General features: G+C 59.4%; 19 protein-coding genes. 6 read left to right on the plus strand and 13 right to left on the minus strand.

Features of this window, described 5'->3' with window-relative positions; all coding sequences use genetic code 11:
• Positions 1–93: 93 nt before the first annotated feature.
• The 3 genes from ASG47_RS03115 to ASG47_RS03125 all read right to left on the minus strand — a co-directional run bounded on the left by ASG47_RS03115 (position 94) and on the right by ASG47_RS03125 (position 1,842).
• Positions 94–444, minus strand: a complete 351-nt coding sequence (locus ASG47_RS03115) for a hypothetical protein (RefSeq protein ID WP_061907300.1) — start codon at positions 442–444, stop codon at positions 94–96.
• Positions 445–558: 114 nt separating this feature from the next.
• Positions 559–1,212 (minus strand): hypothetical protein, encoded by a 654-nt coding sequence (locus ASG47_RS03120; protein WP_156463958.1) that lies wholly within the window; start codon positions 1,210–1,212, stop codon positions 559–561.
• 123 nt (positions 1,213–1,335) lie between these two features.
• Positions 1,336–1,842, minus strand: a complete 507-nt coding sequence (locus ASG47_RS03125; RefSeq protein WP_061907302.1) for a PD-(D/E)XK nuclease family protein — start codon at positions 1,840–1,842, stop codon at positions 1,336–1,338.
• A 411-nt stretch (positions 1,843–2,253) separates the two neighbouring features.
• Between ASG47_RS03125 and ASG47_RS03135 the strand changes: the two genes are divergently transcribed.
• Together ASG47_RS03135 and ASG47_RS03140 are read left to right on the plus strand one after the other, a co-directional pair.
• Positions 2,254–2,850, plus strand: a complete 597-nt coding sequence (locus ASG47_RS03135) for a hypothetical protein (RefSeq protein ID WP_061907304.1) — start codon at positions 2,254–2,256, stop codon at positions 2,848–2,850.
• A gap of 418 nt (positions 2,851–3,268) precedes the next feature.
• The gene (locus tag ASG47_RS03140; RefSeq protein ID WP_061907305.1) at positions 3,269–4,492 is read left to right on the plus strand and encodes an MFS transporter; all 1,224 of its coding nucleotides are present in this window, start codon (positions 3,269–3,271) and stop codon (positions 4,490–4,492) included.
• A gap of 6 nt (positions 4,493–4,498) precedes the next feature.
• On the opposite strand, the gene ASG47_RS03145 is transcribed toward ASG47_RS03140, so the two are convergent.
• Positions 4,499–5,845, minus strand: coding sequence for an MFS transporter (locus ASG47_RS03145; protein WP_061907379.1), 1,347 nt, complete (start codon positions 5,843–5,845; stop codon positions 4,499–4,501).
• Between the two features lie 427 nt (positions 5,846–6,272).
• On the opposite strand from ASG47_RS03145, the gene ASG47_RS03150 reads away from it, so the two are divergent.
• Complete coding sequence (locus ASG47_RS03150) at positions 6,273–7,670, plus strand: DEAD/DEAH box helicase (protein WP_061907380.1); 1,398 nt, start codon at positions 6,273–6,275, stop codon at positions 7,668–7,670.
• Positions 7,671–7,792: 122 nt separating this feature from the next.
• The gene (locus ASG47_RS03155; protein ID WP_156352100.1) at positions 7,793–8,860 is read left to right on the plus strand and encodes a GGDEF domain-containing protein; all 1,068 of its coding nucleotides are present in this window, start codon (positions 7,793–7,795) and stop codon (positions 8,858–8,860) included.
• A 3-nt stretch (positions 8,861–8,863) separates the two neighbouring features.
• On the opposite strand, the gene ASG47_RS03160 is transcribed toward ASG47_RS03155, so the two are convergent.
• The 8 genes from ASG47_RS03160 to ASG47_RS03195 form a co-directional block, all read right to left on the minus strand.
• On the minus strand, positions 8,864–10,141 hold the full coding sequence (locus tag ASG47_RS03160; protein WP_061907307.1) for a 3-phosphoshikimate 1-carboxyvinyltransferase: 1,278 nt from the start codon (positions 10,139–10,141) through the stop codon (positions 8,864–8,866).
• A gap of 44 nt (positions 10,142–10,185) precedes the next feature.
• Positions 10,186–10,566 carry a HesB/IscA family protein gene (locus tag ASG47_RS03165; RefSeq protein ID WP_061907308.1) on the minus strand — a complete coding sequence of 127 codons (381 nt, stop codon included), beginning with the start codon at positions 10,564–10,566 and terminating at the stop codon, positions 10,186–10,188.
• A 54-nt stretch (positions 10,567–10,620) separates the two neighbouring features.
• Complete coding sequence (locus tag ASG47_RS03170) at positions 10,621–10,953, minus strand: SUF system Fe-S cluster assembly protein (RefSeq protein WP_244487030.1); 333 nt, start codon at positions 10,951–10,953, stop codon at positions 10,621–10,623.
• Positions 10,954–11,023: 70 nt separating this feature from the next.
• Entirely contained in the window at positions 11,024–12,244 is a 1,221-nt protein-coding gene (locus tag ASG47_RS03175) for a cysteine desulfurase (protein ID WP_061907310.1), read from the minus strand.
• 119 nt (positions 12,245–12,363) lie between these two features.
• Positions 12,364–13,572, minus strand: coding sequence for a Fe-S cluster assembly protein SufD (gene sufD / locus ASG47_RS03180; RefSeq protein ID WP_061907311.1), 1,209 nt, complete (start codon positions 13,570–13,572; stop codon positions 12,364–12,366).
• Between the two features lie 6 nt (positions 13,573–13,578).
• Positions 13,579–14,340, minus strand: a complete 762-nt coding sequence (gene sufC, locus ASG47_RS03185; protein ID WP_061907312.1) for a Fe-S cluster assembly ATPase SufC — start codon at positions 14,338–14,340, stop codon at positions 13,579–13,581.
• Between the two features lie 112 nt (positions 14,341–14,452).
• A complete protein-coding gene (gene sufB, locus ASG47_RS03190) occupies positions 14,453–15,982 on the minus strand; it encodes a Fe-S cluster assembly protein SufB (RefSeq protein ID WP_061907313.1) in 1,530 nt (509 codons plus the stop codon).
• A 69-nt stretch (positions 15,983–16,051) separates the two neighbouring features.
• The gene (locus ASG47_RS03195) at positions 16,052–17,197 is read right to left on the minus strand and encodes a cysteine desulfurase family protein (protein ID WP_061907314.1); all 1,146 of its coding nucleotides are present in this window, start codon (positions 17,195–17,197) and stop codon (positions 16,052–16,054) included.
• Between the two features lie 280 nt (positions 17,198–17,477).
• On the opposite strand from ASG47_RS03195, the gene ASG47_RS03200 reads away from it, so the two are divergent.
• On the plus strand, positions 17,478–18,140 hold the full coding sequence (locus ASG47_RS03200) for an alpha/beta hydrolase (protein ID WP_061907315.1): 663 nt from the start codon (positions 17,478–17,480) through the stop codon (positions 18,138–18,140).
• A 169-nt stretch (positions 18,141–18,309) separates the two neighbouring features.
• Positions 18,310–19,560, plus strand: a complete 1,251-nt coding sequence (gene tyrS, locus ASG47_RS03205) for a tyrosine--tRNA ligase (RefSeq protein ID WP_061907316.1) — start codon at positions 18,310–18,312, stop codon at positions 19,558–19,560.
• A 143-nt stretch (positions 19,561–19,703) separates the two neighbouring features.
• On the opposite strand, the gene ASG47_RS03210 is transcribed toward tyrS, so the two are convergent.
• A complete protein-coding gene (locus ASG47_RS03210) occupies positions 19,704–23,174 on the minus strand; it encodes a DUF3971 domain-containing protein (RefSeq protein ID WP_061907317.1) in 3,471 nt (1,156 codons plus the stop codon).
• Positions 23,175–23,188: the final 14 nt, after the last annotated feature.

A 23,188-nucleotide genomic window follows, 5' to 3' on the forward strand; every position in this document is an offset into this window, starting at 1 on the left:
CAGCCCCCGCTGAAAACAGCCAGGGCACGGTTGGAACATGGGTCAAATCTCGATGGAAATAGTCCCGCCTAACGGGTCACTTCTCAGTGGCAATCAACACGCACCCGTCCGAATGTTCCATTTTAGGTCTTTTTCGGTCTTGGCTTGGACGTAAATGTCGCCGTTGGGCGTCTGCAAAAGAAGGTCGTCCACGAGAGAATCTGATCCTGCCTCGACCTTAAAGGCGGTGGCGTCTTCTGCAGCAAGTGCATCGCCAAAATAGAATGACAGCAGGTAGATTGCGTAGAAGTCCTCATAGTCGTGCCCTTTGCGACTATGATATCCACCATCCTTTTTGCGCTTCAGGCGCTGGATATGGTCACCTTCTATCCCTTTAATGTAGTTTTCTTCTGTCAGGTTCGAACGGATCCTCAAGTCGGCGGCAGGTTCTTGATTGGGAGACATGAGTTTGTTCAATTAGGATTTTGCAAGCCAAGGCCAAGCTGCCGCTACAAGGAGATTCAGAGATTTTCCTTATAGATACCGTCGTATGACGCAGCTCGGCATACTTGGCCAGTTTCATGATTGAATGGATTTGTCGACGAGATGGGCTACGTCTACGAACTTGCGCGCGAGCTCCTGAATCTCTGGATGATCAGAAACTCTCCCGGTAGGAGAATGGATTACGAGCCGGGCCGCGAATTCCTGACTCCATGATCGTTCCCAAACCGGCTGTTCCCATGGCCAGTGTATGGATTTGCGGCCGCCGGGGACCTGGGTCGCCAACGATTCAAGCCGTGGGCGAGCAACGCTGCCAAGTGATTGCTCATCCTTGCTGAGGCGGTTCTTGTCTGGAGCTTTAACGCCGAACTTTATCTCATCGAAGAAAGGACGTTGGCTCTCAACTGCAACAATGCAGTTTTCCGGCCAGTCAGGTCGCCTTACGCCCCATGGTGAGTACCGCTCATTAAGACATGCAGCCAAACCGGCTTCTGACGCCACAATGAAATCACCTGCAACTTCAGCTTTTACAGCTGCAAGCAAGTGCGACCCGACCTCGTCAATGATCTGCCAGTACAAAGTGGAAGCGGCCATCACGAACGTTGCGAGAGCTTTTCGGTGTGCAGATACTTCGAATTCTGCCCTCACGGCTTGGATGTAGGGGGCGTCCAGCGCATCTGCCATTGGTCCATCTCCGAAAACAGCGTCGATATGTGTGATGAAATCGGCCACAAAAGCTCTTGGTGCCGCCGCCTTCACCTCGTTCAGGACCGACCTGAGTATCTCATGCAGCGATGGCCCCGCGGTCCAGGAGTAGTAAGGTAGCTTGGTCACCTGACCGGGCGCAGATGCCTCTTACTGGTCAGACAAAAAGACCAGTACAGGAGTTCGCCCACGTAGGTCTGCGGACAGTTCGCTCAGGTAGTCGCCCAGCTGATTTGGCTGTTGAACTGCCCATGGCTTGTTTTCGATGCCGATAACGTACCTAGGCATTTCGATCACGATGTCGATCCGCCGCCTCGCCCGGGTCAACACCTCGCGCCTGACGCGTATTGCCTCACGGGGGTTCACGCCGGGGATGCCAATTGCCCTCAACATCGCATTGAGAAAAAGCGCCCCCTGACCATGGCTCCCAGCAGGATCGAATAGCTCCACGACAATTCGGCTAAGCGTGTTCTCATTCGGTGAAAAGACCGAAAAAGCTGAGAACGCGGGAGCGCCGTACAGGTCGATACCAGCTCGATTTGCATCCAATGTTGGGACCATCAGCGCCATGTGAGAAATCGCGTCGCGAACCTCATTCGCCAGCCTAGCCGGTAGGTGAGGCTCATTGTCTGTGAGGACGTCCTGTTGCTCGGTCAAAACGATCGGCTCCGAATCCCTGTCGCATCAGGGTTATAGCGCTATTTCTCTGAAGCCGGGCCCCTTCCACACTGGGGAAGTCGGCACGTCGACGGGAAACCTTTGCATTCTCCGAAAATGCTGAAGATCGCTAGCGGCCGATGCATTTTTTGGCCGATCGAACGCTGCGGGACAACTTAAAAGGTGAAATACTCCTAAAATCCGGTCGCCACGAGGCCGAGGATGGCCAAGTTAGGACGTCAAGCCTTCGCCTCCTACCGTCGAGGGGGCAGTTTTCGAGATTAAAGAGACTGCTTTTCCTGGTGTTTCACGCTTACATAAGGACAGCTTTTGAGGTGAACTGCTTGATGCGGTTCTACTTCGGTCTTCAACGCCAGAAGGGCAGAACGGCCTCTAAGAAGCGAGACGCTGATGTCGACCAATGATGTGACCGAGTACTCCGTGATGTGCCCTTGCGGGGCCGGCACCGTTACCTTCCTTGAATCAATTCCCGATCATGCGTTCGCCCGGGAAAGCCAGCGCGAGTACTCGGCCCAAATCGACTGCTCAGAGTGCCGCCTCAATTTCGTCGTGCATCAGCAGTCATTCGGCGAGGGTAAAAAGCCGACGATAGTGTCACGTGAGCAGGTCGAGGCGCGTAAGGCGGCGGCAGCTCTGCACGATGCGACAGCATTGGAGCTTTTCAAGTCACCCGAAAGCAAGCGTCTATCTCGCGCGATCAGCGACCTAGTCGACAACGAACCAACGATGGCGGCCCGTCATCGACTGCTGCGCCGACTTGGAGTCATCTACGAGACTCTTCCAACTTTTCGGAAGCGACCAATTGGCGGCAGTGAGGCGGTCAGCCGGCTGGGCGCAGCGGGCCTAATGCGGCTTGGCTGCCTTTCAGAGTTTGGCGGTGGTGACACCGAGTTTTTCATCGAAGCATCCAGAGAGTTGGCGGAGCTGAAAGGCGCGGTCCAGTCCATCCCGCTAGAGGCGGTAAAGTTGAGCCCGATGTCGTCGTAGCCGGCCTTGCGAAGTTGCGTTCAGCAACTGATCAAGCGCATCCCCGTTTTTATAGGCAAACCAAGGTTTTTTGAGGTTCGCCCGCTGGCTCTAATTGGTGTGGACAGCAATTGGGATTACAGAATCCAGAAATGGACAGCTTTTCCCGTGAGCCTGTGACACCTAAAGGGATTAAGGTCAGGTCCATTTCCTAGCATCTCCGCCAGCTAAAGTGACAGCTTAGGAGGTGAGGCACATTTGGCTCTGAATTGCGCGTTTGATATGGGCACGCGAATTTCGCCGCCTTGGACAAACCCACCCGAGCCTGCCACCGGTTATCTCCTTGAACCTGCCTCTACTCAAACTATTTGCTTGCTCGCGTCGAAATTGGGCGCTCTCGTTCGTCTTGAAGGCATATTCCATGTGGAGGACCTTCGGAATGGAACGGCACTATGGTTGGGTGATTGTCGCTGCAGGCGCCGTCATCACCTGTTTGGCAATGGGCGCCATGTTTGCCCTGCCAGTCTATCTACAGCCTATCGCTGATGAAACCGGCTGGACGCGGGCCGGCATTTCCGGCGCCATGACTATCGGCTTCGTCGTCATGGGCGTTGCCGGATTTTTGTGGGGCACGTTGACGGATCGCATCGGCGCGCGGCCCGTGGTGCTGATCGCAGCCGTCATGCTCGGGCTCGGATTGTTCGTGGCCAGCCGAGCGACGAGCCTCTTGGTGTTCCAGATCGCGTATGGCGGATTGGTCGGCGCATCGGGCGGCGCGTTTTTTGCGCCGTTGATCGCGACCACTTTGGGCTGGTTCGATAAGAACCGTAGCCTTGCCGTTTCGCTTGTGTCGCTGGGCGGCGGCATCGCGCCCATGGTTATAACGCCTCTGGCGACAGTATTGATCGGCGCGATCGGTTGGCGCGATGCGATGATGTATACGGCGGTCGCTGCGACGGCGCTAATCGTTCCCGCGGCGTTCCTGATCCGGCGCGCGACTGCCGCCAGCATGGCCGCGCCAACGCCCGGCAGCGATGTTGCGCCAGCAGAACCGGCTCCAACAAATATGGCGGCGATCTTCCGCAAGCCGCAATTCTTTATTCTCGCCGGCGTGTTCTTTCTCTGCTGTGCGGCACATTCCGGGCCGATTTTTCACACCGTGAGCTACGCTATGCTTTGCGGCGCCTCGGCTCTTGCGGCAGCCAGCATTTACAGTGTCGAAGGCGTTGCGGGGCTGTTCGGCCGCCTGATCTTCGGCGTGCTCGCTGACAAGATCGGCGTGAAGCGCGTCATCGTCGGCGGCCTGGCGCTGCAATCGGTCGGCATTTATTGCTATATTTATGTCGGCGAGTTGCAACAGTTCTACATGTTGGCCGCTGTGCTCGGCATGGTCTATGGCGGGGTCATGCCGCTCTATTCAGTGCTGGCGCGTGACTATTTCGGCCCCAATGTTATGGGCACCGTTCTTGGCGGCATTACCATGACATCGTCGATCGGCATGGCCTTTGGTCCGGTCGGCGGTGGTTGGCTGTTCGATACTTTTGGCGACTACCATTGGCTTTACGTCGCTTCGGCGGCTGTTGGGCTTGCCGGCGCCGCGCTGGCGCTAGCGTTCCCGCCCAAAAGCGTCGATGAGCCGCCGGCAGAGGCTGTCCCGGCCTAGTCGCGTTCAGGCGGGATTGGCGACAGCCGTCCCGCCATCCTCATCACCATCCTTGTTGTTGCGATACGCCGCCGAGAGCTGGCGATAATAGCGCGAGTTGAACGCAAGGATGGTGACGAGAAGTCCCACAAAGCCGGCGATCGTGAAGACCAGCGCAATGCCGCGCGCCGGCCCTGTGCCGAACCATGCCCCGATCGTAGCGGCCCCTGCCCCATCCGTCATGAAGGGGATAACGACGAACTGCGTCAGCGGCCCGATGAGAAATGCCGTCAACGGCGAGGCCGCCTGTTCAACCGATTGGGCAAACCCAAAAACGCGACCCTGACGCTCGAGCGGCACCACTTTTTGCAGTGTCGTGTGCTCCGCAGCTTCAGCAAATGGCCCCAGCAGCATCCAGACGAAACATCCAGCGGCCAGAAGCCAGATGGAGGATTGCAGCGTGAACACGCAGCAGACCGCCCAGGTAATCGCATTCACCATCAGCAGTGTCTTCAATGGATTTTTGCCGAGCCCGGTTTTGGAAATGATGATCCCGCTGGCAATGAATGCCGTCGACAGCACGCCAAACAGGAGACCCCATACCTCGACCGAAACCAGCGACAATCCATAGGCGTCCAGCAGCGCCATGAAGATGCCGCCGAGGAAATTGTTGAAGGTAGCAAAAAAGATCAGCGCGAAAAGTCCGGGCACGCCAGCAATGACTCTTATGGTGCCAGCGATATCGACACGCTTGGGCTCTGCCGGCTGATCGCCGTCGACAGGCGCCCTGCCCTCATCGATTTTCACGGATAGCAGGTGAAGATAGGCAAGAGCGGTTGCCGAGAGCGCGAGAACCAGCACGCCAACCATGCCGCCATAGGCCACGAGCAACCCCGAGATCACCGAGGTCGTCAGGAATCCGATGCCCGACACCATGCCAACCAGACCATTGGCCTTATCGCGCTCCGGTTCTGGAATGAGAATGGTCACCAAGGTTGGCAAGGCGATGGAGCGGATATTGCCGGCAATCACGCCGAGCATGACGGTCAGAATAAACGCCCAAAGATAAATCCCATAGGGGTCGCGAAACGCGCCCTCCGGCTCGGTCAGCACCAGGATGAACCCGATCAGGTAAAATGCTTCTGAGGCGAGGCTCGAGCCGAGCGTGCTCAGGCGCTTGGAATTATGGTCCACGATCGAGCCGAACCAGAAGCCAAAGGCCGCGGTGAAGACCAGATAGATCCCGGCCACCATGCCCGTGGCGAAAACCGATTGGGTTTCGAGGAAGACCCAAAATGTCACCGCGAACCACACGGTAAAATTTGTAATATTGGCGACAAGATTATTCGCCAGCAGATGGTGGAAAGGCCGCATGATCATCCTCCCTGAAGTCTGATCGTCTTTGCCAAAGATAGATTATCCCGGCTGACAGATCGTGTCAGCGTTTCTCCCAAGACGAATGTGAGGCCTCGCTTTCGACACGCCGAGCCATTGAACTGTCTTTCGCACGAAGTCTTCGTGGTCAGGCGGCATTCACCAAAGCAGCTAAAATAGGCCAAGACCGTTGACACTCAAGGGCTTTGCGCTATGGTCCGCGCCGCAAGGTTCGACCGGGCTCAAATATTTACTGGGCGCAAGTATCACTATTGCTCGCGTTTACTAGGGCTTCGGTCTGCCGAAGTGTTGGGTTTTGGGCCACGGACCCCGACACGGGCTTTGCATTTGATTTCCGCGGTAAGCCGCCCCGAGCATTTCGCTCCGGCCCGTTTCCCGGATGACACGCTGAGTGGATTCTCTGACGTTGACAGACGATTTTTCTGGCCTTGGCCTTTCGAGCAAAGTTACCGACGCAGTCTCCGCTGCGGGGTATACAAAACCGACTGAAATTCAGTCGCAGGCCATTCCGCACCTTCTGCAGAAGAAGGATCTGATCGGCATCGCGCAGACCGGCACCGGGAAGACGGCTTCGTTCGTTCTGCCCATGCTGACGCTGCTCGAAGCAGGGCGCGCCAGGGCTCGCATGCCGCGCACGCTCATTCTCGAACCGACGCGCGAACTTGCGGCGCAGGTTTCGGAGAATTTTGAAAAGTACGGCAAAAACCATCGCCTCTCGATGGCGCTGATCATCGGCGGCGTATCGTTCGAGGACCAGAACAAGAAGCTCGATCGCGGCGTCGACGTGTTGATCGCGACACCAGGTCGTCTGCTCGACCAATTCGATCGCGGCAAGATCCTGCTGACGGGCGTCGAAATCCTCGTTATCGACGAAGCCGACCGCATGCTCGACATGGGCTTTATCGACGATATCGAAAAGATCTGTTCGCGCCTGCCGCCGCGTCGCCAGACCATGCTGTTCTCGGCGACGATGGATCCGCAGATCGAGCGCCTGACCAAGAAATTCCTGCGCGATCCCGTACACGTGCAGGTTTCGCGGACGGCGTCGACGGCTGATACGATCGACCAGAAGCTGGTGAAAGTTTCGTCGCGGCCCGATCAGAAGCGCGCCATGCTGCGCGCCCGGATCGATGCAGCCGAAGGGCTGACCAACGCCATCATCTTCTCCAATCGCAAGCGCGACGTGGCCACCCTCGCCCGTTCGCTGCAGCGCCACGGCTATAGCGCCGGTTCGCTGCATGGCGACATGGATCAGAAGAGCCGCATGGAAACGCTGGATGCTTTCAAATCCGGCAATCTTTCGTTGCTCGTCGCCAGTGACGTCGCGGCCCGCGGCCTTGATATTCCGGCGGTTAGCCACGTGTTCAATTTCGATGTGCCTGTCCACGCCGAAGATTATGTGCACCGCATTGGCCGCACGGGTCGCGCCGGTCGTGCCGGCACGGCTTACACCTTTGTCGGCCCCAGCGACGAAAAGCATCTCGACGCCATTCTAAAGCTGATCCAGAAGCCTATCGAATACCTTGATGTTGCGCCGGTAGCCTCGTCGCAGGATGCCGAGGAAGAGCCGCGCGAAGAAAAACCTGCACGGACCTCGCGCCGCCGCTCGTCGCGCCGTGGCGAACCAGCCGAGGCGCCTGTTGCCGCCAGCGAACCAGCGCCAAAGCGCCAGAGTCGGCAGCGGCCTAAAGACACGCCAGCGGTATCGTCCGATATCGTGCCTGGATCGCCATTCGGTGATGCAGGACCGATTCCCGCGTTTCTGCTTCGTTCGGCGCGGATTGCCGAACAAGAAGCGGAATAAATTACTGGCCGGGTTGGAAAATTGCTACCAGTGCGCTTGTCTTGCGATTGGTATGACTTGTAAATGACTTTGACGTAAGACTGATTTGCTGATGGTTGGCGCAACGAGGCGCGGGGAAGGCTGTGTCGGATCACGAATTCACACGAGCATTGGGCTATGCGAACGCAGCGCTCGAGCTTTTGAAGAAGAGTTCTATTCCACCCTACCCGCAGTTCTATGAGCTGCTCTATACCTATGCGACGGGCGTAAATCCCTCGCTCAACCATCGCATCAATGCCATTTTCGCGACAGGCAACTCGCCATCGGCGAGCTTGGCGGAAACGCTCTACAACGAATTTCTGAAATCCGACGTCAACGACCGCATGTCGACGGTTTCCGAGCGCATGCAGGTGCGTATCGAGGCCGTCCATTCGGCGATTGACCACGCCATGACGACGGCGAATGCCTATTCCGGTTCACTGCAATCAGCCCAGGGCGACCTTGAACGCGATATCGGGCCAGAGGCACTTAAGGCGCTCGCCACACGGCTCTTGGCCGAAACGCGCCGGATGCAGGATACCAACCGCACCCTCGAACAAAAGCTGGAAGCCTCCCGCGAAGATATCGCCTCCCTCCAGCGCGATCTCGACGATGTGCGGCGCGAATCTTTGCTCGATCCGCTGACCAAGATCGCCAATCGCAAAAGCTTTGACGAGGGGCTCCGTGCAGGCATTGCCGAGGCGCGGCAGACCGGCGGGCCGCTCTGCCTCATCCTCATAGACATCGACCACTTCAAGAGTTTCAACGACACTTACGGCCATCAGACGGGTGACCAGGTGCTTCGTCTTGTGGCGATGACGATCAAATCGAACATCAAGGGTCGCGATCTGGCGGCGCGCTATGGTGGCGAAGAATTCGTGGCCATCCTGCCGAACACCGATATCAACGGCGCTTCGATCGTTGCGGAAAATGTCCGCGCCGCGATCCATGGCAAGGAATTGCTGAAGCGCTCGACCAATGAAAAACTCGGCCGCATCACCGCGTCCTTCGGCATTGCCGCCTTCCGGCCATCAGATACCGCCGGCTCGCTGATCGAGCGCGCGGATCGCTGCCTTTATGCTGCCAAGCATGCCGGGCGAAATTGCGTCGTTACGGAAAACACCATTGCCGACCTCGCCGAGGCCCCAAAAACCGGCGTCTCGGCGGCATAAAGTTCATTCCGCGGGCTTGAGCTCGACGCCGAGGCTGGTCAGCATTTCCCAATATTCAGGATAGGTCTTGCCGGTGCAGGCAGGGTCCAAAATGGTCACGCCACCAATACGAAGGCCAGCAAGCGCAAAGCTCATGGCGATGCGATGATCGTGATAGGTCTCGATCCGCGATGTCGCATTGCGTTGAGCGGCGTCGAGCAGCGCTGGATCGGCATTGACCAAGAGATCATCGCCTTCTTCGACTGCAAGGCCAGGACGAATGCGGTTGAGCTCGTTGGCGACGGCGCGGACGCGGTCGGTCTCCTTGACGCGTAGATTGGCGATGCCGACGAAGCGCACAGGTGAATTGTTGAAGGCGGCGACGACCGCGATGGTTGGCACGGCATCCTGCATTTGCGAGCCATCGATGATAGCAGGCATATTCGGGAATTGCGCGATGACGGCCTGTGCAGCAGCGTCGGGTTGGGTAAAGGCGTCTGCGGCCACGCCGAGGTCGATCTTGCCGCCAGTGAGCGCCTCTATGCCCCAGAGATAGGTGGCGGCCGACGCGTCGGGCTCGATGTGGAAGTCGGTCGCCACGTAGCCGGTTGGCTCGACCTGCCATGTCCCCGGCGCTGATTCTTCGACCTTGGCGCCGAAGGCGCGCATGGCGGCGAGCGTGAGATCCACATAGCCGCGGGCGCCGATGTCCTGGCCCGCCAATGCGACTTCGATCGGGCCTTCGCCGAACGGCGCGGCCATGAGAAGCGCTGACACATATTGGCTCGACAGAGAGGCATCGATCTCCACCCTGCCCTTCCCGAACCGGCCCGTGCCATGGATGGTCACAGGTGGGCAGCCGGTTGGCGCGGTGGCGTCGATGCCGAGAGACTGAAGGGCGTCGACCAAGGGCTTGATGGGGCGAAGGTGCATGTCTTCGTCGCCATCAACCACAACAGTGCCGTCTATGGTCGCGACCGCTGCAGTCAGGAAACGTGTGGCGGTGCCGGCATTGCCGAGAAACAGTGGTGCGTTAGGCGCTGCCAGTTTGCCGCTGCTGGTCACGAGAAAGCTTGTGTTATCAGGCTCTTCGACTGTCACGCCCATCTGCCGTAGTGCTTCGGCCATAAGCACCGTGTCCTTGCTCTTGAGCGCGCCAGTCAACCGGCTGGTGCCCTCGGCAAGTGCTGCGAGGAGCAGGACGCGATTGGTGATGGACTTGCTGCCCGGCGGCGAGACGCGCCCCGAAAGCGGGCGACCGGGCGGAACGATGGTGTAGGCAGGCGGGAGCTTTTTCGGCATGATGCCGTGGTGTTAGGACAAAGCGCCCCAAGAGGCAATCGTCATCAGGCGGTTGCGCGCGCCTCGGCGATAGCCTTCAAATCCGCAGCCTTGAGCGTGACACTCTCTCCGCAGCCGCAAGCGCCAGTCTGGTTGGGGTTTTTGAATGTAAACCCGGCGCTCATCTTGGATTCTTCAAAATCCATGACGGTACCGAGCAGATACATCGTTGCCTTGGGGTCGACCCAGACATCGACACCCTGGTCGGTAACGTGGTCATCACCCTTCAGCGGCTCGCTGACATAGTCCATCGTATAGGAGACGCCCGCACAGCCAGCATTCTTGATACCGACGCGAAGGCCGATGACCGGCTTGTCGGAATCTTCCATGATTTCACGGATGCGCTCGGCAGCAGCATCGGTCAGGGACATGATCTTGAAGGCCATGGTGTCTTCCGCCTTTATCGGTAGTTCACGATATATAGCAGTGAACGCGCGATCCTACCACCAGTTCAACGCAACTTGTGCTTCTTCGCTCATGCGACTCGCGTCCCATGGTGGATCGAAGACCATGTTCACGGTGACATCCTGGATGCCTTCGACGCCACGCGCCGCATTTTCCACCCACGCCGGCATTTCGCCCGCCACCGGGCAACCCGGCGCGGTTAGCGTCATGTCGATCGTCAGGTTGCGGTCGTCATCGAGATCGACCTTATAGATCAGGCCAAGCTCATAGATATCGACCGGAATTTCCGGATCATAGACGGTTTTCAGCGCGCCGATCAGATCGGAGGTGATGCGTTGCACTTCTCCATCGCCGAGGTTTTCGGGCATGGTCGGCTGTAGGCGCACATCGATCTGTTCGTCGGCGGCAGGTGTCGTGTCTTCGCTCATATTGAGCCTCTCAGGCGAAAAATTTACGGGAGCGCTCGATGCCATCGACCAGAGCGTCCACATCATCCTTGCCGTTATATAGGGCGAGCGACGCCCGGCAGGTAGAGCTAACGCCAAATCGTTTGAGCAGCGGTTGTGCGCAATGGGTGCCGGCACGGACGGCAATGCCGTAACGGTCGAGGATGGTCGCGACGTCATGAGCATGGGCGCCGGCGATCTCGAAGGAGAAAATGCCGCCCTTGCCCGGCGCCGTGCCGATCATGCGTAGTGAATTGATGCGGCTGAGTTTTTCGTGGGCGTAGTTGGCCACGTCATGCTCATGCGCCGCGATATTGTCGCGACCGAGCGATTCCATATAGGTCAGCGCTGCGCCAAGTCCGATGGCCTGCACGATTGGCGGTGTACCCGCTTCGAACCGATGCGGCGGCTCATTGTAGGTGACGGTGTCGAGGCTGACTGTCTCGATCATCTCGCCGCCGCCCTGATAGGGCTGCAATTCGGCGAGCAGATCGTAGCGGCCGTAGAGCACACCTATGCCGGTCGGCCCATAAAGCTTGTGGCCTGTCATGATATAGAAATCGGCGCCAAGATCCTGCACGTCGACCTTGCTGTGGACCGCGCCCTGCGAGCCATCGACAAGCACGGGAATGCCACGAGCATGAGCGATTTCAATGACTTGCTTGATCGGGACGACGGTGCCCAAGACGTTGGACATATGCGTAACGGCAACGATACGCGTCTTGTCAGAAAGCGCCGCTTCAAACGCATCGAGGCTGAAGCTGCCATCGTCGCCGACATCGACCCATTTGATGATCGCGCCTTTGCGCTCACGATGGAAATGCCAAGGGACGATATTAGAGTGGTGCTCCATGATCGTCGTGACGATCTCATCGCCTGCCCCAATGCGCGGACCGGCAAAGGATTGGGCAACCAGGTTGATCGCCTCGGTCGCCGAGCGCGTAAAAATGATTTCCTCGATGCGGCCGGCATTCAAAAACTTCCGCACCGCCTCGCGCCCGCCCTCATAGGCCTCGGTCGCGCGGTTGGCGAGCGTGTGCAAGCCTCTGTGAACATTGGCATATTCGTGCCGGAAGGCGTAATCCATCCGGTCGAGGACCTGAACAGGCTTTTGCGCCGACGCGCCGCTATCGAGATAGACCAGGCGATGGCCGTGGATGACTTCCGAAAGGATCGGAAAATCGGCGCGCACTTTTTCGAGGTCGAGGGTCATGTTTCGTCCCGTGGCGACTGTCGTCGCCGCTGGCCCAAATCCACGATTGGAGTGGGTCGGGACGTGGCGCAGTAACGCGTCACATCCAGTAATTTAACAGAAAGCCAACGACCCGGGGATTACTTCCCGAGAAGCCAGGTGTCGACGATACCTTGCAGGGCCTCGTTCAGCGCTTCATCTTCAATCGGATCAATGAGTTCGGCGATGAAACCGCGGACCAGCATGGTCTCCGCCTCTGCCTTTGGGATACCGCGGCTGAGGAGATAGAAAAGGCTGTCTTCGTCGAGCTTGCCGCAGGTCGAACCGTGGCCGCAGACGACGTCGTCGGCATAGATTTCGAGTTCGGGCTTTGACAGAATTTCCGCGTCGTCGGAGAGCATAAGTCCTTGATGCATAAACTTGGCATCGGTCTTCTGCGCATCACGGGCGACAATCAGCTTGCCCTGGACCACGGACTTGGAGCGGCCGCGGGTGATGGATTTGAACAGCGGCTGCGACGAGGTATGCGGCACAGCATGCGTCGTTTCCATCGTGATATCAGCATGTTGACCGTCGGAGACCAAGTTGAGCCCAGTGACATTGGCATGCGCACCGGCACCGGACATCTTTGGGAAAAGATGGGTGCGAGCAAGGTTGGCACCAGCGTGGACGACGAGCGTGCGAAGCTGGGCACCATCGGCCAAGTGATATTCGTTGGTCGAAAAATGCGAGGTGGCACGGGCACTTAGATCGACCGTCACGTGAGTGACATTGGTGTCCTTGCCGAGCGCGATATAGGTCGCGTGGTTGCCGACATGGGCAGCTTCGGAACCGGAGAAGGTTTCGAGGATGACGACAGAGGCGCCATCAGCCACGAAAATCTTCGTGGCATCAACGACATGGGCGGCTTCGCCCTCGATGCGATGATCGATCTGGATGACCTGCTGCACCTGGCCTTCAAGCGTTACGCTGAGGGCGTCTTTCGTTAGCACTCCGTTAACATTGACGAGCAGATCGTCGCGATTGGTCAATACGCCGCCATGGGTCTTGCCGACGATGACGCCTTCGGGGGCCGTCGCAGCATTTTGGACGACGCCATTGACGATCGAGAGCGCAAAGGCGCCGGGGATACGAAGACCCGTGCCCGTCGCTTCATTGGCCGGCTGAGCCAGCGGCGGAATGGTCCGCAGCAGCGTCTTGAGGTCGGTATAGTGATAGGCCTCGACGCGGCGAGTCGGCAGACCGGCCACGGTGACGCGCTCGGCGACCTGGTCAGCGCCGACAGCCTTGAGCTGGGCGATCAGGGATTCCTCGGCAGCGCCGAGACGAACTGGAAAAGCTGGGCGCATGGTTGGTTACGCCGCCTGACCGTCATAATCGGCATAGCCCTTGGCTTCGAGCTGCAGCGCCAGGTCCTTGTCGCCGCTTTCGACGATCCGGCCATCCGAGAAGACGTGCACGACATCGGGGACGATGTGGTTGAGGAGGCGCTGGTAGTGGGTGATGACCAGCATGGAGCGCTTGCCATCGCGGAGGGCATTCACGCCCTTCGAAACGACCTGCAGCGCGTCGATATCGAGACCGGAATCGGTTTCGTCGAGGACGGCCAAAGCTGGCTTGAGGAGCGCCATCTGCATGATCTCGGCGCGCTTCTTTTCCCCGCCCGAGAAGCCGACATTGAGCGGGCGCTTGAGCATGGCGCTATCGACATTGAGCTGAGCGCCGGCTTCCTTGACGGCACGCATGAAATCGGGCGTCGAGAGTTCGCCCTCGCCGCGCGCCTTGCGCTGGGCGTTGATGGCGGCCTTGAGGAAGGTCATGGTCGCGACGCCAGGAATTTCGATCGGGTACTGGAAGGCGAGGAAGATGCCGGCAGCAGCGCGCTCGGCGGGCTCCATCTCAAGGATGCTTTCGCCGTTGAGCAGGATTTCGCCCTCGGTGATCTCGTAATCTTCTTTGCCGGCGAGGACATATGACAGGGTCGACTTGCCCGAGCCGTTGCGGCCCATGATGGCGTGGACTTCGCCCTGCGGGATCACGAGATTGACCCCCTTGAGGATTTCACGATCCTCGATACGGGCGTGCAGGTTGCGGATTTCAAGAACGGGAGTGGTCATTTGCTTCTCCGTGGCGCCAATTAGTCGCCGGTGTTTGTCTGAAGGCCCCCTCACCCGCCCTGCGGGCGACCTCTCCCCAGAGGGAGAGGTGGAGTTGGCCGTGATTTTTGTTTTAGCCGACTGAACCTTCGAGGCTGATCGAGATCAGCTTTTGGGTTTCGACCATGAATTCCATCGGCAGGTGCTGCAACACGTCGCGGACGAAGCCGTTGACGATCAGGGCCACAGCTTCTTCTTCGTTGAGGCCGCGCTGGAGGCAATAGAACATCTGGTCGTCGGAGATTTTCGAGGTCGTCGCTTCGTGCTCGAAGACGGCGGTGCCGTTGCGGCTCTCGATATAGGGAACCGTGTGGGCGCCGCACTTGTCGCCGATGAGCAGCGAGTCGCACTGGGTGAAGTTGCGGGCGTTCTTGGCCTTGGCGTGCGCCGAGACCTGCCCGCGATAGGTATTATCCGAGAAGCCAGCCGCGATCCCCTTGGAGATGATACGGCTCGACGTGTTTTTGCCCAGGTGGATCATCTTGGTGCCGCTATCGACCTGCTGATAGCCGTTCGAAATGGCGATCGAATAAAATTCGCCACGCGAACCGTCGCCGCGCAGGATGCAGCTCGGATATTTCCAGGTGATGGCCGAACCGGTTTCGACCTGGGTCCAGGAAATGTGCGAATTGACGCCACGGCAATCGCCACGCTTGGTGACGAAATTGTAGATGCCGCCCTTGCCGTCCTTGTCGCCCGGATACCAATTCTGAACCGTCGAGTACTTGATCTCGGCATTGTCGAGGGCGACCAGTTCGACGACGGCCGCGTGAAGCTGGTTTTCGTCGCGTGAGGGAGCGGTGCAGCCTTCGAGATAGGAGACGTAGCTATCGTCGTCGGCGATGATCAGCGTGCGCTCGAACTGGCCGGTGTTCTTCTCGTTGATGCGGAAATAGGTCGACAGCTCCATCGGGCAGCGGACGCCCTTGGGGATGTAGACGAAGGACCCATCGGTGAAGACGGCAGAATTCAGCGTCGCATAGTAATTGTCCGAAACCGGAACGACGGTGCCAAGATACTGCTTCACGAGCTCGGGGTGCTCGCGCACGGCTTCCGAGATCGAGCAGAAGATGATGCCAACCTTGGCCAGTTCTTCGCGAAAGGTGGTGACGACGGAGACCGAGTCGAACACGGCGTCGACAGCGACATTGGCGCCAAAGGGCGTGCTAACGGACTCAGCGGCGCCTTCGACACCGGCGAGGATCGCCTGTTCCTTCAGCGGAATGCCGAGCTTGGCATAGGTCTTGAGCAGTTCCGGATCGACTTCGTCGAGGCTCTTAGGGCCCTTGAAGGACTTGGGAGCCGCATAAAAGCTGATCTGCTGCAGGTCGATCTTGGGATAGTGGAGCTTGGCCCAGGTCGGTTCTTCAAGAGTCTGGAAGCGGCGGAAGGCATCGAGACGCCATTCCAGCATCCATTCCGGCTCTTCCTTCTTGGCAGAGATAAAGCGAACGGTTTCTTCGGTGAGGCCGGGCGGCAGCACGTCGGACTCGATATCGGATTCGAAGCCGTACTTATATTTGTCGACGTCGAGGGCGAGCACCTGCTCAACCGTTTCGCGATCGATCTCTTCCTTGAGCGTCGGAATATCGTAGTCCGCCATCAGGCTTCTCCTTTGTGCCCATCGACGGTTCAAGGCCGCCGCGAACGAAGTCTCTATCTTTATAAGCGGCTAGGCCGCTTTCCCCGCGCGCCGCTGGCGAACGAGGATCGTTTCAAATCCGGCAAGGAATGCATCGGCATCCGCCAGTGTGGAATTCCAGCCGAAGCTGACGCGCAGGGCGCATTCGGCGAGATCGCGCGAGACGCCCATGGCAAGAAGCACATGGCTCGCGCCGACCTTGCCCGAAGAACAGGCCGAGCCGGACGAAACGGAAAGCCCCGCAAGGTCCAGCGCCATCATCGCCGTCGAACTGCGAATACCCGGCACGGCGAAATTGACGACATTGCCGACGCGGCTTGTTGCCTCGCCAAAGATGACAGTATCGGGCGCCATGGCCTTCAACCCGTCCTCGACGCGCTTGGTCAAAACCTCAAGGGCACTCATATCCATGCGCTCTGCCGCGGCCGCCGCGCCAAAGGCGGAAATCAGCGCTGCCGATTCCGTGCCGCCGCGACGGCCCTGTTCCTGGCCACCACCAGGGATCAGGCGGACCGTGTCGGCGTGGCCTTTGACCAAGAGCGCACCGATCCCAGCCGGCGCGCCGATCTTGTGGCCGCTGATGGCCACCATATCGGCAGCCGAAGCAGCGAAATCCAGATCGAGCTTGCCCAGCGCCTGGACCGCATCGACCACAAGTGTGTGACGGGTCGGACCAACGAGCACCGAGATCGCGCCGATGGGCTGGACGACGCCGGTTTCATTATTGACCCAATGCACCGTAACGAGGAGCGTCGTGCCGTCTTCGTCAGCTCTAGTGAGCACAGCGCGCAGTTGATCGAGATCAATGCTGCCATCGGGCAGAAGACCGATGGTATGGACAGGCAGGCCCGTGGCCTCGGCCGCCTTGGCGACCGCAGCATGCTCCCCAGCACTGATCGCCACGGCGCCTGCCGAAAAGGCTCTGGCGCCACCGACAATGGCTTGGGTAAGTGCCTCTGTGGCAGAGCCCGTAAAGACCACCTGACGCGTCTCGGCGCCAGCAAGGCGGGCGACCTGGGCGCGGCCGGTCTCGATGAGATCGCGCTGCTTGCGGCCATGGGCGTGAACGGAGGACGGATTGCCCGTCAAATCGAGCGCAGCAAGAAGCGCCGCACGCGCTTCAGGACGAAGCGGGGCGGTGGCGTTATGATCGAGATAGATGCTCTCTTTCGCCATCTGCCTTCTTGGGCCCACATGCCCGAAAGAACCGCATGTCTGGAATGAGCCAATGGAAAGGCCCGGAAACCAAACACTTCTTGAAATTTGCCGCCCACTTTCATTACAAGGGGCGCTCAACGTGGCCGCTCGCGGCCAAAAACCGAATTTCGAACCATTCTAAACTGGTTTTTTCGACCCATGTTTTAGGGATCGTCCCGCCCATAGTCAAGCGGCGCAGACGATTTCCTGACCAGTCGGATCAGCTTAGTGACAGAGCCGAAAAAGGCCAGAAAACACCATGCCTGAAGTTATCTTCAATGGCCCCGAGGGGCGCCTCGAAGGCCGGTACCAGCCGGGCAAGGAACCGAACGCGCCGATCGCAATCGTTTTGCATCCGCACCCGCAGTTTGGCGGGACGATGAACAACCAGATCGTCTACAATCTCTTCTATATGTTCGCTCAGCGCGGCTTTTCGGTCCTGCGCTTCAATTCGCGCGGCGTCGGCCGTTCGCAGGGCGTCTTCGATCACGGCATCGGCGAACTCTCGGACGCGGCTGCCGCGCTTGATTGGCTGCAGATCGTCAACCGCGAATCCCGCGGCTGCTGGATCGCCGGCTTCTCGTTCGGCGCCTGGATCGGCATGCAGCTTCTCATGCGCCGTCCGGAAGTCGAAGGCTTCATTTCGGTGTCGCCGCCGGAAAACCTCTATGACTTTTCGTTCCTCGCCCCCTGCCCGTCTTCGGGCCTGATCATCCATGGTGACAAGGACCGCGTGGCGCCGCCGCAATCGGTTCAGAAGCTCGTGGACAAGCTCAAGACCCAGAAGGGCATCACCATCGAACAGCAGATCGTGGACGGTGCAAACCACTTCTACGAAGGCAAGATCGATGAACTGACGACGGCCTGCGCCGAGTATCTCGACCGTCGCCGTCAGGAGATCGCGGACGGCGGCGGGCGCTAAAGAGAGCGCACCTTTGAGGCGATCGTCCTCACCCACGGAGTTTTTTGTTTACGGCGTCATTCCCGCGAAAGCGGGAATCTAACTACCGAGTGGAGATCCCCGCTTTCGCGGGGATGACGCTGTGGATGCAAATTGAGCTCCGGCTTAATTCCAGATGTAGATCGCACCAATGACCAAATACAAATCCGACTTCCTCCGCGTCCTTGATGAGCGCGGTTTCATCCATCAGATTTCCGATCCCGAAGGGCTTGATCAGCTCGCGGCGACGCAGAAGATCACCGGCTATGTGGGCTATGACGCGACGGCGACGTCGATCCATATCGGCAATCTGATCACCGTCACCATGCTCTACTGGCTGCAGGAAACGGGCCACCAGGCGATCAGCCTGATGGGCGGCGGCACCTCCATGGTCGGCGATCCGTCCTTCCGCGACGATCAGCGCAAGCTGCTCACCGTCGAGCAGATCGCCGAGAACATCGAGAGCATCAAGCGCGTCTACGGCAATATTCTCAACTATGGCGGCTCCAACCCCGCCATGATGGTGAACAATGCCGATTGGCTGCTAAAGCTCAATTACATCGAGTTCCTGCGCGATGTCGGCCGACACTTCTCGGTCAATCGCATGCTCTCCTTCGATTCGGTTAAGCTGCGGCTCGATCGCGAGCAGTCGCTGAGCTTCCTCGAATTCAACTACATGATCATGCAGGGCTACGACTTCACCGAACTCAACCGGCGCTATGGCACCGTGTTGCAGATGGGTGGGTCGGACCAGTGGGGCAACATCATCAACGGTGTCGACCTCAGCCATCGCATGGGCGGGCCGCAGCTTTATGCGCTGACGACGCCGCTCCTGACCAAGTCGTCCGGCGAAAAGATGGGCAAGTCTGCCTCCGGCGCCGTCTGGCTCAATGGCGATCTCTTCTCGCCCTATGATTTCTGGCAATATTTCCGGAATACCGAAGACGCCGACGTGGTGAAATTCCTCAAGATATTCACGCGCCTGCCGATCTCGGAAATCGAGCGCATCGGCGCGCTTGGCGGCAATGAGATCAACGAGGCCAAGAAGATCCTCGCGACGGAAATCACCGCCATCGTTCACGGACGGGATGCGGCGATCCAGGCGGCGGCAACCGCGCTGGCGACCTTCGAGTCGGGGGCCATCGATCTGTCCTTGCCGACGGCCGAGGTGACTCATGCTGAGCTCGCTTCGGGCATCGGCATTTTGAACGCGCTGGTGAAGGCTGGTCTCGCGGCTTCCAACGGCGAAGCCCGCCGTCACGTCGCCTCAGGAGCCGTGAAGGTCAATGACGCGACGGTCGACGATGACAAGCTCAGCCTCGGCGACAATGCCTTGCTCGACGAAGGCGTCATCAAGCTTTCGGTCGGCAAGAAGCGGCATGCGCTGATCAAGCCGATCTGATTCACCCAGCCCCCGCCCAATCGTCACCACCGGGCTTGTCCCGGTGGTCCATCAGGAGGCGGGATGGATTGCCGGGACAAGCCCGGCAATGACGACAAACGGAGGTTCGGATTTGGGCGTCGCACTTCGGTGCGGCGCCTTTTTTATTGCTGCGGCGGTTCGTTGGCGCGGAACTCGAAGAGCTCGCGGAAGGCGCCCGGGAGCAGCAAGGAGAGCGGGTTGATCTGGAACTGTGGCTGCTCGAGCGGGCCGCGCACGGCGAAGGTGACGCCGACAAGGCCCTCGCCATCGCGACCGCCGAGGAGCGGTCCGAGCAGCGGGATCTGCTGGAAGGCGTTGTTGAGGCCGAAGAGCGGCACATAGGTACCGGTCAGATCGTATTGGCGCTTATCGGTGTAGATGAAGCCGCGCATGGTGCCGCCGACCGTTGGGCCGGAGAGTATGCCGCGGGTGACTTCGACGCGATCGCTGCGGCGGATGAAGTCGATCTCGCCGGCTTCAAAATCGAGCCGGTTGTTGCGCGCGATGGCGGCGCGGGAATCGGAGTGATTGCCAAGCACCTGGGCGACATTGGCTTCGTCGACGATGGCGAAATTTCTCATCAACAGGCGCCCGCCTTCGGCATCGGCGTCGCTGTCGGTGGTGAGGACGAGGCTGCCAGTGCCGCCGGCAAGCTGGGAATAGACCCCGAGGAAGCGGAGGACGGTGCCGGCATCGTTGAAGGCCACGGTCATCGTCCGGCCCTTGGGGGCGGGATTGGTGGTGACCGAAAGGGCGTTGCCTTCGCTGAATTGGGCCGACAGCGTCGCACGGCGGAGGTTAGAGCCGCGAAGGCTGAGTTTGAGATCGACGTTGAAGGCGGTCGTCGCGTAGTAGCCGAGCGCCCGGTCGAGTTTGACGTCGAGGCTGAGGGCTTGGTTGATCTGCGTAGTCCGCACGCCGCCACTGCCCTGCCCGAGGCTGAAGAACTGGCTGAGCACGGGTTTCAAATCGAGTTGGGCACCACGGATCTGCACGTCGAAGCCGCCATTGGCGGGTTTCAGGACCACCTGGGCATTGTCGCCTTCGCTAAGGGCGACCTTACTGAACTCGGCGAGCACCAGGCCATCCTTGGTGCTGTAATCCGCCTTGCCGGCCAGTTGGACGGAGCCGAAGCCGACGGCGATGTCTTCGAGATGGGTGACGTCACCGTCCGGGCGGACGGTGGCCGTGACGCTGCCCGGCGTGCCGGTGCTTTTGCGGATGCCGACATCCTTGAAATCAAGGCCGGCATCGGCCAGATCGGCAGAAATCTTGATGCTGCCGTCAGCGGCGGGTTCGGCGATGAAGCGGAGGCTTCCCGACAGGAAGGACGAGGCATCGAAGCCGAAGGCGGCAAGGTCGGCAACCTCGACGGTGGCGCCGAGCTTGAAGGCGGGGTCGGTCGTCGGTGTGCCGTCAACGGATAGCTCGGCTTCCATGCCGTCGATGTCGGCCGAGCCGCCAAGGTGATAGCCCTCTTGGGTCGCGGAAAAGCTCAATTGGCCATTGGCGATGGTGCGATCCTGGATCGGAGCGCTGCTGGCAAAATCGGCAACGGTGCCGTTGACGACATAGTCGATTTCCATCGGCTTGCCGGTGTCTTCATTGGCAAGGCCAATGGTGGCGACTAGGCCCAGATCGACAGTACCTGTCAGCGTTGCCGGATCGATGGGCAATTCCGCTTGCGCCAGCGCATCGGGCTGCAACTGCTTGGTGATGGCCAGCAGCGCCGGAATGGGCGCGGAGAGATTGCCGGAAACCTCGAAAATGCTGTCATCGGGGGAAGAGCTGTCAAAGATCATCGCGGGGCGGCGGACATCGATCGTGCCTTCGGCCGTGTCGACCTTGCCGCCTTCGGCCGAGATGGTCACCTTGGAATCGTCGATCTGGAGGCGCGTAATGCCGTCGATCTTGATCGGGTCCATGGCCTCGGTGGCGCGGACGGCGACGTTCTGGCCGGTCATGTCGATCTGCATGGCGCCATCGGGCAGCGGCCTGCCTTCGGCATCGGGCCCAAGCGAACCGACCGGGAAGTCAAAATTGAGCCGCGCTTCGACGACCTGGCCATTGGTGACATTGGCGACGAACCAGTCGCGGCTTTCCTGGCCCATGAAATAGGGCCAGATGCGCTTGATATCGTCGGCGCTGACGCCCTTGCCGGCCACGCTAATCTTGGCGGATAGGCCGGCCTGGAGCATGTCTATGCGGCCCTTGCTCTCGATGATCGCGTCGCCCTTCCGCGCCACGAAGCGATCGATGCCCAAGGCACCATAGAGCGGCGCCGACCAGCCGGAAAAGTCCATGGTTTCAAATGGCAACTCGGGCGCGGCCATATCATTGGGGTGCAGGGTTACATCGGTCGCCTTGATAGACATACCGATGGTCGGGCCATACGTGGCGTCGAGACCCATGGCGAAGGTGCCGGAAATCCGCGCATCGCTCTGGCCGATCTGGATGGCGGAATCGGCCAATTCGAATTGGCCAGTCTCGGGGCTCCAATCGATCTCCATGATCGAACTGGCGACGGGGAAGTAATCCGTACCGATGCGCAGATCGACGCCCGTCAAATCGATGCGAAACTGGCCATCGACGAGCTTGCCGCCAGCAGGATCGAAGCCAATGTCGATTGAGAGCGCGCCGGCGCCACGCATCGCGGCCATGCTGGTTGCGTCGTCGATGAATGGCAAAAGCGCTGCGAAGTCGAGATTGAGAACATCGACTTTGAGCCGGGATGTGCCATCATCGGCAAGGATACGATCGATCGTGCCGGAAACCTGTCGCCCGCCGACTTGTGCCGCAAACGTGCCGGCGGTTTGCTTGCCATCGGCTGATGGGCCGATTTCGAGATCGACCTGATCAAAGCGGCGATAGAGCCCATAGACGGAATCGGTCATGTCGATGGTCGCGTCGCGCACGATCAGCTTGGAGAATTGGCCTTGCGTGCTCATTTTGACGAAGTCGCTGAGCGCAACCTCAGTCGATTCAAGATTATAGACGAGCCAATCATTGTCGGAGCGCAGCTTGGTGCCGTCGGCGCCGAGAGCGAGCCCCTTCTCACCGATGCCGATGGGTGAATAGGCCTGGTCGCCCTCGAGCACCCGGAGGGTCGGGACACTGCCATCGGCGTTTTCGACGAGCTCCATATGGCCAAGGCGCGGGCCATGAAGATCCTGCACCAATTGAAGATGTGGGCCGACGACTGTGACCGAGGCCCCCGGCTGCCCCATCAGGGCGCGGAGCGGGGAGAAGCCGACCTCGAACGCATCCATGGCGATTTGCGCGCCCGATTGGGTATCGTCGAGCACGACGGGAGAAAAGCGGACGACCGGCCATACGCCACTTTCGACGGCAATCGAGAGATCGCCCATTTCGAGTTTCGACGTCGGGGGCAGCATGGATTGAACCACGCTCCGCACGGTATCGCCGGAGAATGGCAGACGGATCGGGGTTATCAGCAGGACTAAATAGAGCACCAGCAGCAGAGCGAAGAAGCCGCCAAAGATCCAGCCCAGTATTTTGAGCAGCCGGCGAGAGCGCGCAGGCGGAGGGGTAGATGTCAGTGATGGTGCGGGCTGATCGGCCGGAATTGTCACTCGCTCACGTCTAT

It is taken from the genome of Devosia sp. Leaf420 (assembly GCF_001425445.1).
Taxonomy (GTDB): Bacteria; Pseudomonadota; Alphaproteobacteria; order Rhizobiales; family Devosiaceae; genus Devosia.